The organism is Oerskovia flava (assembly GCF_026163685.1).
GTDB classification, from domain to species: domain Bacteria; phylum Actinomycetota; class Actinomycetes; order Actinomycetales; family Cellulomonadaceae; genus Oerskovia_A; species Oerskovia_A flava.
In genome coordinates this window covers 152,975-166,520 of sequence record NZ_JAOXSR010000001.1, presented here as the reverse complement: position 1 = coordinate 166,520, position 13,546 = coordinate 152,975, and the positions used below count along the sequence as shown (strand labels likewise).

13 protein-coding genes and 2 riboswitches are annotated in these 13,546 nt (G+C 73.9%); of the genes, 7 read left to right on the top strand and 6 right to left on the bottom strand.

From position 1 onward, the window contains the following. Nucleotides 1-199: 199 nt before the first annotated feature. Together OHL10_RS00730 and OHL10_RS00725 are read right to left on the bottom strand one after the other, a co-directional pair. Nucleotides 200-2,356: an acyl-CoA dehydrogenase family protein gene (locus OHL10_RS00730; protein WP_265520235.1), complete on the bottom strand. Its 2,157-nt coding sequence runs from the start codon at nt 2,354-2,356 to the stop codon at nt 200-202. Next, the gene (locus OHL10_RS00725) at nt 2,353-3,087 is read right to left on the bottom strand and encodes a TetR/AcrR family transcriptional regulator (RefSeq protein WP_265520234.1); all 735 of its coding nucleotides are present in this window, start codon (nt 3,085-3,087) and stop codon (nt 2,353-2,355) included. Before OHL10_RS00725 ends, OHL10_RS00730 begins: the two co-directional genes overlap by 4 nt. Before the next feature lie 178 nt (nt 3,088-3,265). Here OHL10_RS00725 and OHL10_RS00720 point away from each other — a divergent pair, with 178 nt between their 5' ends. From OHL10_RS00720 to OHL10_RS00710, 3 genes are read left to right on the top strand one after another with little or no spacing between them, the layout of a single operon-like run. Further along, the gene (locus OHL10_RS00720) at nt 3,266-4,621 is read left to right on the top strand and encodes an acetyl-CoA C-acetyltransferase (protein WP_265520233.1); all 1,356 of its coding nucleotides are present in this window, start codon (nt 3,266-3,268) and stop codon (nt 4,619-4,621) included. 20 nt (nt 4,622-4,641) lie between these two features. After that, nucleotides 4,642-5,991: a 3-oxoacyl-ACP reductase gene (locus OHL10_RS00715; RefSeq protein ID WP_265520232.1), complete on the top strand. Its 1,350-nt coding sequence runs from the start codon at nt 4,642-4,644 to the stop codon at nt 5,989-5,991. Beyond that, the gene (locus tag OHL10_RS00710; RefSeq protein ID WP_265520231.1) at nt 5,988-6,935 is read left to right on the top strand and encodes a MaoC/PaaZ C-terminal domain-containing protein; all 948 of its coding nucleotides are present in this window, start codon (nt 5,988-5,990) and stop codon (nt 6,933-6,935) included. The genes OHL10_RS00715 and OHL10_RS00710 overlap by 4 nt, the downstream gene beginning before the upstream one ends. On the opposite strand, the gene OHL10_RS00705 is transcribed toward OHL10_RS00710, so the two are convergent. From OHL10_RS00705 to OHL10_RS00695, 3 genes are all read right to left on the bottom strand, one after another. Further along, nucleotides 6,930-7,526, bottom strand: coding sequence for a hypothetical protein (locus OHL10_RS00705; RefSeq protein ID WP_265520230.1), 597 nt, complete (start codon nt 7,524-7,526; stop codon nt 6,930-6,932). The two genes, OHL10_RS00710 and OHL10_RS00705, sit on opposite strands and share 6 nt — an antisense overlap. A 68-nt stretch (nt 7,527-7,594) precedes the next feature. After that, complete coding sequence (locus tag OHL10_RS00700) at nt 7,595-8,182, bottom strand: GNAT family N-acetyltransferase (RefSeq protein ID WP_265520229.1); 588 nt, start codon at nt 8,180-8,182, stop codon at nt 7,595-7,597. 29 nt (nt 8,183-8,211) lie between these two features. Continuing rightward, nucleotides 8,212-8,703, bottom strand: a complete 492-nt coding sequence (locus OHL10_RS00695; RefSeq protein ID WP_265520228.1) for a hypothetical protein — start codon at nt 8,701-8,703, stop codon at nt 8,212-8,214. Between the two features lie 222 nt (nt 8,704-8,925). Here OHL10_RS00695 and OHL10_RS00690 point away from each other — a divergent pair, with 222 nt between their 5' ends. Further along, nucleotides 8,926-9,099 (top strand): CsbD family protein, encoded by a 174-nt coding sequence (locus OHL10_RS00690; protein ID WP_265520227.1) that lies wholly within the window; start codon nt 8,926-8,928, stop codon nt 9,097-9,099. A gap of 83 nt (nt 9,100-9,182) precedes the next feature. On the opposite strand, the gene OHL10_RS00685 is transcribed toward OHL10_RS00690, so the two are convergent. Further along, on the bottom strand, nt 9,183-10,607 hold the full coding sequence (locus OHL10_RS00685; RefSeq protein WP_425498901.1) for an aminotransferase class V-fold PLP-dependent enzyme: 1,425 nt from the start codon (nt 10,605-10,607) through the stop codon (nt 9,183-9,185). A gap of 33 nt (nt 10,608-10,640) precedes the next feature. Further along, nucleotides 10,641-10,756: riboswitch (SAM riboswitch) on the bottom strand. A gap of 86 nt (nt 10,757-10,842) precedes the next feature. Further along, nucleotides 10,843-10,953, top strand: a riboswitch (SAM riboswitch). 4 nt (nt 10,954-10,957) lie between these two features. Between OHL10_RS00685 and OHL10_RS00680 the strand changes: the two genes are divergently transcribed. From OHL10_RS00680 to OHL10_RS00670, 3 genes are read left to right on the top strand one after another with little or no spacing between them, the layout of a single operon-like run. Further along, nucleotides 10,958-11,401 (top strand): rhodanese-like domain-containing protein, encoded by a 444-nt coding sequence (locus OHL10_RS00680; RefSeq protein WP_265520226.1) that lies wholly within the window; start codon nt 10,958-10,960, stop codon nt 11,399-11,401. Further along, the gene (locus OHL10_RS00675; protein WP_265520225.1) at nt 11,398-12,630 is read left to right on the top strand and encodes an O-succinylhomoserine sulfhydrylase; all 1,233 of its coding nucleotides are present in this window, start codon (nt 11,398-11,400) and stop codon (nt 12,628-12,630) included. The genes OHL10_RS00680 and OHL10_RS00675 overlap by 4 nt, the downstream gene beginning before the upstream one ends. Before the next feature lie 47 nt (nt 12,631-12,677). Then, nucleotides 12,678-13,406 carry a class I SAM-dependent methyltransferase gene (locus OHL10_RS00670; RefSeq protein WP_265520224.1) on the top strand — a complete coding sequence of 243 codons (729 nt, stop codon included), beginning with the start codon at nt 12,678-12,680 and terminating at the stop codon, nt 13,404-13,406. Nucleotides 13,407-13,546: the final 140 nt, after the last annotated feature.

Sequence of the window (13,546 nt, the reverse complement as noted above, 5' to 3'; positions counted from 1 at the left end):
AAGTCCAGGCCCTATCTGTGCTGACTCGTCACCCATCGTATCCCCCGCGTCCACGGGTGGACGGCGCCGACCTGCGGCGGGCTGGGGCGGGCGCACGGCAGCGCCCGCCCCCGGGGGCGACGGCTGGTGGACGTCGCACCCGGTGGCGGGCTCCGGGTTCCTCGGCAGCGGTACCGCTCCGCTTCGGCGCCGAGGTGGCTCAGGCCGAGGCGTCCTCGGACGGCGTGGGCGTCAGGCGCGAACCCATCTTCGCGCGCAGCGACTTCTCGCTCACCGGCTCGTCCCCGCTCGCGCGCAGGGCGCGGTAGTGGGCGCGGGCTTCGTCCTGGCGCTCCTTCTCGGCACCCGTCGCGATCTTCGCCCGCAGGTGCTCGGGACCGTAGCCCCAGGCGTCGACGAGGTCCTGCGCGTGGGGGCGCAGGCGCGCCACCACGCGCTGGTGGTAGCTCGTGACGGTCCGCGCCCGCTGCGCGGACATCCGACCGTTGACGAGGTACCACGCGAGGTTGCGCTCGAGGAGGCTGAGGCCGAAGAGGTCACGCACCCACGTGAGGACCTGCCGGGTGCCGGCGTCCTCGACGAGCTCGAGGGCCTTGGTGAAGGCCTCCCAGCGCAGCAGGTCGGCGTGGGCCTTCGCGGTCTCGATGAGCTCGACCTGGTGGGTGTTGAACAGGTGCGCCGCGGTCTCGGGGTCGGCCTTCTGCGCGGGGCGCAGCGCGAGCGCGACCTCCTCGACCATGGTCTCGACGCGGTCCGTGAGCAGGGCGCGCTGCGTGTCGGCGTCACGCAGCTGTCCGGCGGCACGGCGAGGGTCGCCGGCGTCGGAGATCGCCTGCGCCGCACGCTTGAGCGGGGTGCGGTGCAGCGCGGCGTCGGTGGCCCGCTCGACGACGACCCGGGCCATCTGGCCCGGGGTGATGCCCTTGAACGACTTGCCGTAGTCGGTGAGCAGCCGCTTCGCCACGAGCTGCAGCAGGACCGTGTTGTCGCCCTCGAAGGTCGCGTAGACGTCCATGTCGGCGTGCAGGCTCGTGATGCGGTTCTCGGTGAGGAACCCCGCGCCGCCGCACGCCTCGCGCGTCTCCTGCAGCGTGTCGAGCGCGAAGCGGGTGCTCGTCGCCTTCAGCGCGGCGGCCGTCGTCTCGAGGTCCTCGCGCTGCTCGGGCGTGTCCTCCTCGCCGGAGAACACCGAGTGGAACAGGTCGAGCAGGCGGTCGTGCGCGAAGTGCGACGCGTACGCCTCCGCGATGCGCGGGACGAGCCGGTGCTGGTGCGTCCCGTAGTCGAGGATCGTCACCTCCTCCGTCGACGACGCCCCGGTGAACTGGCGGCGCTCGTTGCCGTAGCGCACGGCGATCGCCAGGCCGAGCTTCGACGCCGTGACGGCCGCGCCGTCGAGCGAGACGCGGCCCTGCACGAGGGAGCCGAGCATGGTGAAGAACCGGCGCCCCGGGCTGTCGATGGGCGACGAGTACGTGCCGTCGGGGGCGACCGCGCCGTAGCGGGCGAGCAGGTCGGCCCGCGGGACGCGGACCTGGTCGAAGTGCAGCCGGCCGTTGTCGACGCCGTTGAGGCCGCCCTTCTGCCCGTCGTCCTCGCCGCCGATGCCCGGCAGGAACGGGAACGCACCGGTGTCGGTCGGCGTGCCGTCGGCGTCCCGGATCGGGACGTAGAACGCGTGCACACCGTGGTTCACACCACGGGTGACGAGCTGGGCGAACACGACCGCCGCCGTGGCGTGCACGGCTGCGTTGCCGAGGTAGTCCTTCCACGCTCCGCGGAACGGGGTGTGGAGGACGAACTCCTCGGTGTCGGGGTCGTACGTCGCGGTCGTGGCGATGCTCGCGACGTCGGAGCCGTGCCCGGTCTCCGTCATCGCGAAGGCGCCGGGCACCGAGACGTCCATCGCGCCCGGGAGCAGCCGGTCCTGCTGGTCGGGGTTGCCCAGGTGCAGGATCGCCGAGGCGAACAGGCCCCACTGGACGCCTGCCTTGATCTGCAACGACGGGTCGGCGGCCACGAGCTCCTCGAAGCCCGCGAGGTTGCCGCCCGGGTCGTCGGCGCCGCCGAGGCGCTCGGGGAACGCGCGCCAGACCTGCTTGCGCGGGACGAGAGCCTTGACCTGGTCGAGCACCCGCGCGCGGTGCTCGGCCACCGACTGGCCCTCGATGCGCCAGAACTCCGGCTCGCCCGCGGTGGCACGCGCGGCGGCGCGCAGGTCGGCCCAACGACCCAGCAGGTGCTGGGAGAGGGCGTCGACGTCGACCGTCGCGGTCTCGTCGGTCGGGGCGGGCAGCGGGGTGCGAGCGGGGGTGTGCTCGCCAGGTCCGGCGGGCCGGTCCGAGGTGGTGGTCATCGGGACTCCTCTGTCACGGTCGTGGGGTCGGGATCGGGGCGGGAGGTGGGACGGTTCTCACCGAGGACGCCGACGGGGCCGGCCCACAGCCAGTTGCCCACGCGGTCGGTGAGCTGCTCGCGGTCGGGCGCGTCCGGCCGGCCGCGGTGGCCCAGCCACCACTCCCCGGCGCCGCGCACGAACCCCACGGCACCGGCCGCCCACGCGGCGGCGTCGGCGGGCGCCACGTCCGTCGCACGGGCGAAGGGCTCGGCGACGAGCTGGGTGACGGAGTCGAGGAAGGCGGCGAGGGGAGCGTCGGCGACGGGGGCGCCCGTCGCGTGGTCGGTGCCCGCGATGGAGCCGGTGCGGGTGACGAAGTAGTAGACGTTCGGGGAGCTCTCGATCATCTCGAGATACACGCCGACCATGGCGTGCAGGGCGCGCTTGGGCGTCTCGGCCGCCTCCGCCGCCTGCGTCAGCGCGGCGTGCATCCGCCCGACGACGGCGGAGCCGACGGCGACCTGGAGCCCCGTCTTGTCGTCGAAGTAGCGGTAGATGATCGACTTCGAGGTCCCCGACGCGGCCGCGATCTCGTCCATGGAGACACCGGGTCCACCGCGGTGCACGGCCTTGCTCGCGGCGCGGACGAGCTCGGCGCGCCGTGCGGCCCGGTGGTCGTCCCAGCGGGTGGAGCGCCCGTCGACGACGGCCGCCGCTCTGCCCGGTGTGGTGCTCGATGGGCTGCTCACGCTGTCCTCCGTTGTGCCCGACGTCGGTGTCGTGCGGGCGCCGTGCCGGCGCGCGCCGTGAGACCGTGTGATCCGTCTCACGATACTGAGAGTATCAGGTACTGTGGGTCTTGGACACCGAGGTCGCGCGGCTCATCCGACGGGACCTCGACGACGGAGCGAGCAGAGAGCAGGCGAAGTGGCCACCAACAAGCCGTCCCCCGGCCGGAGCACGAGCACGACGCCCGGCACCGACGCCGTCATCATCGGCGGCAACCGCATCCCGTTCGCACGCGCCGGCGGGAAGTACGCCACCGCGAGCAACCAGGACATGTTCACCGCCGCGCTCGAGGGCCTCGTCGCCCGGTACGGGCTGCAGGGCGAACGTCTCGGCGAGGTCGTCGGCGGTGCTGTCCTCAAGCACTCGCGCGACTTCAACCTCGTGCGCGAGTCCGTGCTGGGCTCGTCGCTGTCACCGCAGACCCCCGCGTACGACCTCCAGCAGGCGTGCGCCACCGGCCTCGAGGCCGTCGTGACGGTCTCGAACAAGATCCGCCTCGGACAGATCGAGTCGGGCGTCGCCGGCGGCTCCGACACCGTCTCCGACGCCCCGATCGCCGTCGGCGAGGGGCTGCGGCGGGCCCTGCTCGCAGCGAGCCACGCGAAGAGCCTCGGCGGGCGTCTCAAGGCGTTCGCGTCGATCCGCCCCGGCGACCTCGCCCCCCTGACGCCCCGCACCGACGAGCCCCGCACGGGCCTGTCCATGGGCGAGCACCAGGCCATCACGACCGCGACCTGGGGCATCAGCCGCGAGGCGCAGGACGAGATCGCCCTCGCGAGCCACCACCACCTCGCGGCGGCCTGGGCAGGCGGCTTCTTCGACGACCTGGTGACGCCCTTCCGCGGGCTGACCCAGGACCAGAACATGCGCGCGGACTCCTCGGCCGAGAAGCTCGCGACGCTCCCCCCGGTCTTCGGCAAGCGGCTCGCCGCCTCCGCCGGCGGCGCCGAGCCGACCATGACGGCGGGTAACTCCACCCCGCTCACCGACGGCGCGTCCGTCGTGCTCCTCGGGTCCCGCGCGTGGGCCGAGGCGAAGGACCTGCCCGTCCTGGCCCGCGTCGTCGACGCCGAGACCGCGGCGGTCGACTACGTCCACGGCCATGAAGGGCTGCTCATGGCTCCCGCGCACGCCGTGCCGCGGCTCCTCGCCCGGCAGGGCCTGGAGCTCGGCGACTTCGACTTCTACGAGATCCACGAGGCGTTCGCCTCGACCGTCCTCACCACTCTGGCGGCGTGGGAGGACGACGAGTACTGCCGCACCGAGCTCGGCCTCGACGGTGCGCTCGGCGCGATCGACCGCTCGCGCCTCAACGTCAACGGCTCCTCGCTCGCCGCGGGCCACCCGTTCGCCGCGACCGGCGGACGCATCGTCGCCACCGCGGCGAAGCTCGTCGCGCAGCGCGCGGCCGAGACCGGCCGCCCGGCACGCGCCCTCGTCTCGGTCTGCGCCGCGGGCGGGCTGGGCGTCGCCGCCGTCATCGAGAGCGCCTGAGCACCGGAAGGGATCGCACCATGGCTGATCGTTACCTCACCGCCGTCAACTCCGGCGTGACCAAGACCGTCGCGAAGAAGCTCGGGCTTCCTCGCCCCGCGCACCTGCGCCGCTACCGCGCCGGCGACCCCCTCGTCCCGGGCCCCGTGCTCGTCCTCGGCGGGAAGCCCGGCGTCCCCGACGCCGCCGACGACGTCGCGCACGCGCTGCTGGGCTGGGACCTCGACGTGCGGCAGAACGCCGACGCCGACACGCGCTGGGGCGCGATCGTCGTCGTCCTCACCGAGATCACCAGCCCCGCCGACCTCTCCGGGCCCGTCATGGACCTCGGCGGAGCGCTGCGCCGGCTCCTGCCCGGCGGTCGCGTCGTCACGGTCTCCCGCGCAGCGGGCGACGACGACTCCCCCACGCTCGCCGCCGCCCGCGAGGGCGTGGACGGGTTCCTGCGCTCGGTCGCCAAGGAGCTCCGGGCCGGGGCCACCGGCAACGGCGTCCAGCTCACCGACGGCGCCGCCCCCGACAGCCCGTCGGCGCTCGCCGCGCTGCGCTTCTTCCTCTCGGGCCGGTCGGCGTTCGTCGACGGTCAGCTGCTCGAGGTCGGGCCCGCCGAGGCGCCGGCGGCCACCGACGACAGCCCGCTGGCCGGGCGCGTCGCCGTCGTCACGGGTGGCGCGCGGGGCATCGGGGCGTCGATCGCCCGGACCCTCGCGCGCGACGGCGCGACCGTCGTCGTGGTCGACGTCCCCGCAGCCGGCGAGGCGCTCGCGAAGGTCGCGAACGAGATCCGGGGCACCGCGCTCCAGCTCGACGTCACCGCACCGGATGCGGGCGCACGCATCCTCGAGCACGCGCGGTCACGCCACGGCGGCCTGCACGTCCTGGTCCACAACGCCGGGATCCTGCGCGACAAGCTCCTCGCCAACATGTCCCCGGACAAGTGGGACGCGGTCATCGCCGTGAACCTGCTCGCCCAGCTGCGCATCAACGACTACCTGCTCGGGGCGAACGGCCTGTCCGACGCGCCCCGCATCGTCTCGCTCGCCTCGACGAGCGGCATCGCGGGCAACCGCGGGCAGACGAACTACGGGTACTCCAAGGCCGGCGTGATCGGGCACACCCGCGCGACCGCACGGCTGCTGCGCGAGGTCGGCGGCACCGCCAACGCGGTCGCGCCGGGCTTCATCGAGACCGACATGACGGCCTCCATCCCGTTCGCGGCCCGCGAGGTCGCGCGGCGGGCGAGCTCGCTGCAGCAGGGCGGTCAGCCGGTCGACGTCGCCGAGGCCATCGCCTTCCTCGCCTCGCCCGCGGCCGCCGGCGTGAGCGGTCAGGTGCTGCGGGTCTGCGGTCAGAACCTGGTGGGCCGGTGACGCGCGTCGAGACCCTGCCCGCGCTCCCCGCGCTCGGTGGGCTCTACGCACGGGGCCTGGCGTCGTCGGGCCGGATCGCCGTGCGGCGCACCGTGTCCTCGGGCGCAGGCGACCTGGTCCTGCCCGACGTGACGTACCGGGTCGCGGGCGTCGACACGTCCGTGCCCGACGTCGCGGCGCACCTCGAGCGCTACCGGCGCGTCGTCGGGGAGCCGGCCGGGGGCACGACGTCGGCCGGGAACCCCGCGGGGGTGCCGGCCGGGTTCCTGCACGTGCTCGCCTTCCCTCTGGCGACGGCCGTGATGGTGCGCGGCGACTTCCCGCTGCCGCTGCTGGGGCTCGTGCACGTGGAGAACTCTGCCGCCGTGCTGCGGCCCGTGCGGCTCGGGGACCAGCTCGAGGTGCGGGCGCACGCGACGAACCTGCGCCCGCACCGGCGCGGGGCGCAGGTGGATCTCGTCACCGAGGTGACGGTGCCCGGGGAGGGGCTCGCGTACCGCGGGGTCTCGACGTACCTGGCGAAGGGCGTCGACCTGCCTGACACGTCCTCCGCACCGGGCACGGAGCCGGACGCGCGCGGCGAGTGGGTCCCGCCGCTGCCCACCGCGCGCTGGAGCCTGCCCGCCGGGACGGGTCGTGCGTACGCGGCCGTCTCCGGCGACCGCAACCCGATCCACACCTCCGCGCTCGGCGCGAAGGCGTTCGGGTTCCCCCGCACCATCGCGCACGGCATGTACACCGCGGCGCGCGCACTGGCGGAGGTCGGTACCGGACGGGGCGAGACCTACGACTGGACCGTGAGCTTCGCCAAGCCCGTGCTGCTGCCGAGCACGGTCGACGTCGCGATCCGCCCGTCCGGGCCCGGGGGCGGGTTCACCTACCAGGCCTGGAGCGGGCGCTCCGGCACTCTGCACCTCACGGGAGCGGTCACGCCGAGGTCATGACCGGGCACGGCCGGCGGTGTGCTCGGCAACCCCCCGGTAGTAGGAGGTAGAGACCTGGCTGCGCAACGTCCGCAGCGTCACGGCTGCGAGGACGATGAGAACGAGGTCGAGCAGGATCCCGCTGCCCTCCTCCAAGAAGATGCCGAGGACGAGGAACACGATCGCTCCCACCATCAGCCAGGTCGCGGTCGTGCACGCCCAGACACGCCCTCGCCCTACCGGGCCGGCCAGCCAGAAGAACACCGCGCTCAAGGCGCCGTTGACGAGGACCACGAACACGGTGCCCGCCAGGATCCACGCAGCGTCGGCGCCCCGGTTGACGACCACCATGACGGCGACGAACACCATGAGCACGACCGAGAGCGCCAGGACGACGCCGATGGTGATCAGCAGGCGCCGCGCGGTGCGCAGGGACGCAGGGACGTTCGGCAGGGGTCGCTGACGGAAGTGGACCGCGGGTGACGGTCCGGCCGGTGGCGGCGCGTCGTCGCGCACGGCGTACGGCGCGCTGAACCCCAGGTCGTGCGTCGGGCCGGGGCCCGGCGCCGCGATCGGCTCAGGACTCGGCTCAGGATGGTGGGGCTGGGACACGGGCGCCTCCTGCTCGTGCGCCGGTGGGTCCGACGCGCTGGGCGAAGGGTAGCGAGTCCGACCGACCCTCAGCGACGAGAATCCGCGACGGACAGCCGCGCGACCAGGGACGCCCGGACAGCGGGCCACTCGTCGGCGAGGATCGAGAAGTAGGCGGTGTCGCCACGGGTGCCGTCGGGCCGGAGGCGGTGGCTGCGCAGCACCCCCTCCGGGACGGCGCCCAGCCGGCGGATCGCGGCGGTCGAGCGGGTGTTGCGGGCGTCGGCCCGCAGCGCCACCCGCTGCAGCCCCCACGTCTCGAACGCGTGCGTGAGCATCGCGAGCTTGCAGGCCGGGTTGTTCGTCGTCCCCCACCAGCGGCGGCCGAAGAACGTATGACCGATCTCGACCCGCCCCAGCCCCGGCTCGTGGTCGTAGAACGACGTGCTGCCGCGCACCTCACCGCTCACCGCGTCGACGGCGGTGAACGCCAGCCGGCCTGGCGCCGCTAGCGCGGCGTCGACGTAGGTGCGCAGGGCGTCCACGTCGCGCGGGGTCGGGGATGACATCCCCGCCCACAGCTCGTCGTCGACGAGTGCGGCGAGCGCCGGGGCACGGGTGTGGTCGAGCGGCTCGAGCCGCACGCCCGGGCCGTGGAGCGTCAGGTCGTGGTGCACCGCACCATCCCATCACGATCGTGCGCACCTCATCCGGCGCTGCTCGCCGCGCGCTGGGCGGCGAACGCCTCGTGGTACTCGCGCACCCGACGCGGGTAGTCCCGGACATGGGGGTCGCCGAGCGCGTTCAGCGTGTAGCCGTACAGGCCGAAGAACACGACGGCCGTGGTGAGTCTCGCCCCGCCCGCACCACCGAGCAGGCTGAGGGCCTGCTGGGCGATGAGGACCCAGAGCAGGATCCGTGCCGTCCTGGCCGCCTTCTCGTCGCCGTTGAGGAGGCGTCCCCGCAGGCGGACGAGCGCCACGCTCAGCCCGACGACGACGGCGACCGTGCCCCAGAGCACGACGAGCAGCCAGGGTGCGGCTGCCGCGAGGTCCGCGGTGAGGGCGGCCGCGAGCAGGGCCGGAGCAAGGCACACGAGCACTCCCGCGACACCCACGATCCCCATCCACCTCACCGCGCGCTCCATCGACTCCGGCGGGCGGGGGTAGGGGATCAGGCGCGTCGGGCTCGTCGTCATCGGGGTGTCCTTCCGTGTCGGCGCCGGGCTCTCCTGCGCCAGGTCCGGACACTAGCGAGACGCACGTGCGCCCCGCAGAGGCCTGTGGACAACTCCCCGGGGAGCGGGCACGGGGGCGCGTCGGCGACGTCGTCGCGTGGTCGATCCACGAGAGATGCGCTCCGCGTGCGAGCGGTGCAGACCCCGCATAGCGTCGAACGATCACGACGAAAGGAGATCCCTATGGGACTCGATGACAAGATCTCGAACGCTGCCGAAGACGCCAAGGGCAAGCTCAAGGAGGGCACCGGCAAGGTGTCCGACAACGAGCGGCTCGAAGCAGAGGGCAAGGCCGACCAGTCCAAGGCCGACCTCAAGAAGGCCGGCGAGAACGCGAAGGACGCGTTCAAGGACTGACGCCTCCGCGCACCATCACGACGGACGGCCCCGCAGACCCTGCGGGGCCGTCCGTCGTCCTCCGGTCCGGGAGGGCGGAGTGCCTACTCGTCGAGGGGCGCGGGGCCGCAGCCGACGGCGTCGGTGAGGAAGCCTGCCGCGGCGGTGGCGAACAGCCCGGCGAGGCCGGACCCGACGGGTACGGGTCGCGGGTCGTCGGCGACCACCCAGCAGCCGTCGACGACCTCGTAGCGGGACGTGGCGCCGTCGGTCACGTAGGCCTGCAGCGCGGTGAGCAGCCGCTCGACCTCGTCGCCCGTCGTCCCGACGCCGACCGACGCGCGGATCGCGCCCGCGTCGTATCCCAGGCGGGACAGCAGCGGGTGGGCGCAGAAGCGCCCGTCGCGCACCCCGATGCCGTGCTCGGCGGACAGGTAGGCGGCGACGAGGCCGGGGTCGTGCCCGACGACGGAGAAGGTCACCACACCGACGGGGTCGACGGCGTCGGCCCAGACCCGCACGACGCGCACGCCGTCGATGGCGTCGAGCCCGTCGACGAGGCGCGTGCGCAGCGCGGTCTCGTGCGCGACGAGCGCGTCGGGGTCGAGGGCGGCGAGCGCGTCGCACGCGGCGGCGAGCGCGACCGCTCCGATGACGTTGGGCGAGCCGGCCTCGTGGCGGGCGGGGGCCGCCTGCCAGCGGGTCTCCCCCGCGCTGACGTTGCGCACCGCGCCACCGCCCGCGAGGTGGGGGGTGCCGGCGTCGAGCCAGTCACGGCGCCCGACGAGCGCGCCCGCGCCGAAGGGTGCGTACGTCTTGTGGCCGGAGAACGCGACGTAGTCGACGCCGGTCGCCGCGAGGGAGAACCCGCGGTGCGGGACGAGCTGGGCGCCGTCGAGCGCGATCCGGGCTCCGGCGTCGTGCGCGATGCGGACGAGGTCCGCGACCGGCAGGGACTCCCCCGTGACGTTCGAGGCGCCGGTGACGGCGAGGAGCGCGTACGGCAGGCGGGCGAGCTCGGCGCGCAGGCCGGCAAGGGTCTCGGCGACCGAGGTGCCCCCGACGAGGACGGTCGCGGCGCCGTCGCGCTGCCAGGGCAGGAGGTTCGCGTGGTGCTCGACGTCGAGGACGAGCACCCGGCCCGGCTGCCCGTCGGGGCGGGCGGGGACGCAGCCCGCGAGGAGGTTGAGGGAGTCGGTGGTGTTGCGGGTGACGATCGTGACGTCGTCGTCCCGGGCGCCGACGAAGTCGCCGACGGTGCGGCGCGCGGACTCGTAGAGCGCGGTGGAGACCTGCGAGAGGTACCCGGCGCCGCGGTGGACGCTCGCGTAGAGCGGGAGCACCTCGGTGACGCGGTCGGCGACGATCTGCAGCGCCGGGGCGGACGCCGCGACGTCGAGGTTCGCGTACGGGACGCTGCGCCCGTCGACGAGGGGGACGAGGGTGTCGCTGCCCACGACGGGCAGCAACGAACACTCGGGCGTCGCGGCGCGGTCGGCGTCAGCAGGTGCGGCGGTCGTCACGGTCACGGCAGAGTCCTCCGGCGAGAGTCGGGGAGGGGCTCCCCGCGCTTGCCCCACGCCTCGTGACGAGGGGCCTGGTCGTCACCCGGGGCACCCCACCGCGAGAGGAGGGTTGCCGGCCAGCAAACCGGGGTTTGACGCTGGCGCTCATGACCTGCGAACCAGGATGCGTGAGCCCGAGAATCGTGTCAACTGGTGGGCAGGTCGTCTCGGATGCTGGCCAGGTGTCGTACGATCCCTCCAACCATCCAGAGCGGCCGAGTGACCTGGCACGATGACGCCGCAGCAACCCCCCGGGATCGCGCACCAGCGCGGGACCGGGCGAGGGTGCTACCGCCACGACCGATGGAGGACGCATGAGCGCACCCACCGCACGACCCGCCGCCGGCTACGCCGGAGACCTCACCCCCGCCGACGCCTGGGCGCTGCTCGAGACCGACGAGCGCGCCGTGCTCGTCGACGTGCGCACCGAGGGCGAGTGGCAGGTGATCGGCGTGCCCGACGTCGCGGGCCTGGGCCGCGAGGCCGTCTTCAGCCAGTGGGTCACCGCGGACGGGCGCCCGAACCCCGGGTTCCTCGACGAGCTCACCACCGCCGGGCTCGCCCCGGGTGACGAGCGGCCCGTCGTCTTCCTGTGCCGTTCGGGGCAGCGCTCCATCGGCGCGGCCCGGGCCGCGACGGCGGCCGGGCTCGGCCCCGCGTACAACGTGCTGGAGGGCTTCGAGGGGGCACCCGGTCCGACCGGTGCGCGCGACCGCGAGGGCTGGAAGGTCGCCGGCCTCCCCTGGAAGCAGTCGTGAGCGTCGCGGGCGGCTCGGGGCGCAAGCCCCTGCCTGCCTCGGCGCGCCCGGCGACGCTGGCCGTGCGCGGCGGGCACCACCGCACCGAGTTCCAGGAGACCTCCGAGGCGCTGTTCCTCACGCAGGGCTACACCTACGACCGCGCCGCCGACGCCGAGGCCGCGTTCGCCGGCGACCTCGACCGGTTCGTCTACTCGCGCTACGGCAACCCGACCGTGCACACCTTCGAGGAGCGCCTGCGCCTGCTCGAGGGCGCCGAGGCCTGCTACGCGACGGCGTCGGGCATGTCGGCCGTGTTCACGTCGCTCGCGGCGCTCGTCGGGTCGGGGTCGCGGATCGTCGCGGCGCGCGCCCTGTTCGGGTCGTCGATCGTCATCTTCGACGAGATCTTCGCCAAGTGGGGCGTGCGGACCGACTACGTCGACGGGCACGTACTCTCCCAGTGGGAGGAGGCTCTCTCGACGCCCGCGGACGTCGTGTTCTTCGAGACGCCGTCCAACCCCATGCAGGACATCGTCGACGTGCGCCGGGTGAGCGACCTCGCGCACGCGGCCGGCGCCGTCGTCGTGCTCGACAACGTCTTCGCGACCCCCCTGCTGCAGAAGCCCCTCGAGCTGGGGGCCGACGTCGTCGTGTACTCGGCGACCAAGCACATCGACGGGCAGGGGCGGGTGCTCGGCGGCGCGATCCTCGGCACCGAGGACTACGTCACCGGGCCGGTGCAGACCTTCATCCGCAACACCGGTCCGTCGTTGTCCGCGTTCAACGCGTGGGTGCTGCTCAAGGGTCTCGAGACGCTGCACGTGCGCGTCCGCGCGCAGAACGACGCCGCCGCGCAGGTCGCCGCCGCGCTCGAGGAGCTGCCCGGGATCACGGCGGTGCGCTACCCGTTCCTCGCCTCGCACCCGCAGCGCGAGCTCGCGATGTCGCAGCAGACCGGCGGCGGGACCGTCGTGACGTTCAACCTCGACGTCGCCCCCGGCACGGACCCCGAGACGGCGAAGAAGCGCGCGTTCACCTTCCTCGACGCCCTGCAGGTCGTCGACATCTCCAACAACCTCGGCGACGCCAAGTCGCTCGTCACGCACCCCGCGACCACCACGCACCGCAAGCTCGGGCCGGAGGGGCGGGCCGCCGTCGGGATCGCGGAGACGACCGTCCGGCTGTCGGTGGGCCTCGAGGACCCGCTCGACGTCATCGAGGACGTGGAGCAGGCGCTGCACGCCTGACCGCAATCCGGTGGACGCCTCCGTGGGGGCGTCCGTAGCGTCGGGCCATGCCTGACGCGATCTTCGACGACCCGGCTCTCGCCGCGCTCTACGACCCGCTCGACCCCGACCGCAGCGACCTCGACGCGTACGTCGCGATCGTCGACGAGCTGGGCGCGCGGAGCGTGCTCGACGTCGGCTGCGGGACCGGTACCTTCGCGTGCCTGCTCGCGCGCCGGGGGCTCGACGTCGTCGGCGTCGACCCGGCGGGCGCGTCGCTCGACGTCGCGCGCACCAAGCCCGGCGCGGACCGGGTGCGCTGGCTGCACGGCGACGCGACCGGCCTCCCGCCGCTGCAGGTCGACCTCGCGACCATGACCGCGAACGTCGCGCAGGTGTTCTGCACCGACGACGACTGGTACGCCACGCTGCGCGGCGTGCGGGCGGCGCTCGCGCGGGGCGGCCACCTCGTCCTCGAGACGCGGGTGCCGGCGCGGCGGGCGTGGGAGGGCTGGGTGCGCGACGAGACGTTCGTGCGCGTCGACGTCCCGGGGACCGGCGTCGTCACGTCGTGGACCGACCTCACGGACGTCTCGCTCCCGCTCGTGTCGTTCCACGACACGACCGTCCTGCCCGACGGACGCGAGCTCCACTCCGACTCGACGCTGCGGTTCCGCTCCCGCGAGGAGGTCGAGCACTCGCTCGCCGCCTGCGGCTTCACCGTCGAGGACGTACGCGACGCACCGGACCGCCCCGGCCGCGAGTGGGTGTTCGTCGCTCGGGCGAGCACCACCTAGCTGTCGCGCGCCCTGTCGTCGCGCACCCTGAGGGACGCATCGAGAACATCGCTGTGGACGACGGTTCGCCCGTGTCGGAGGGACCTCGTAGCCTCCTCGTAGCGCCCGGCCGTCCCGCGGGCGCGACGTTCCGGTCGATG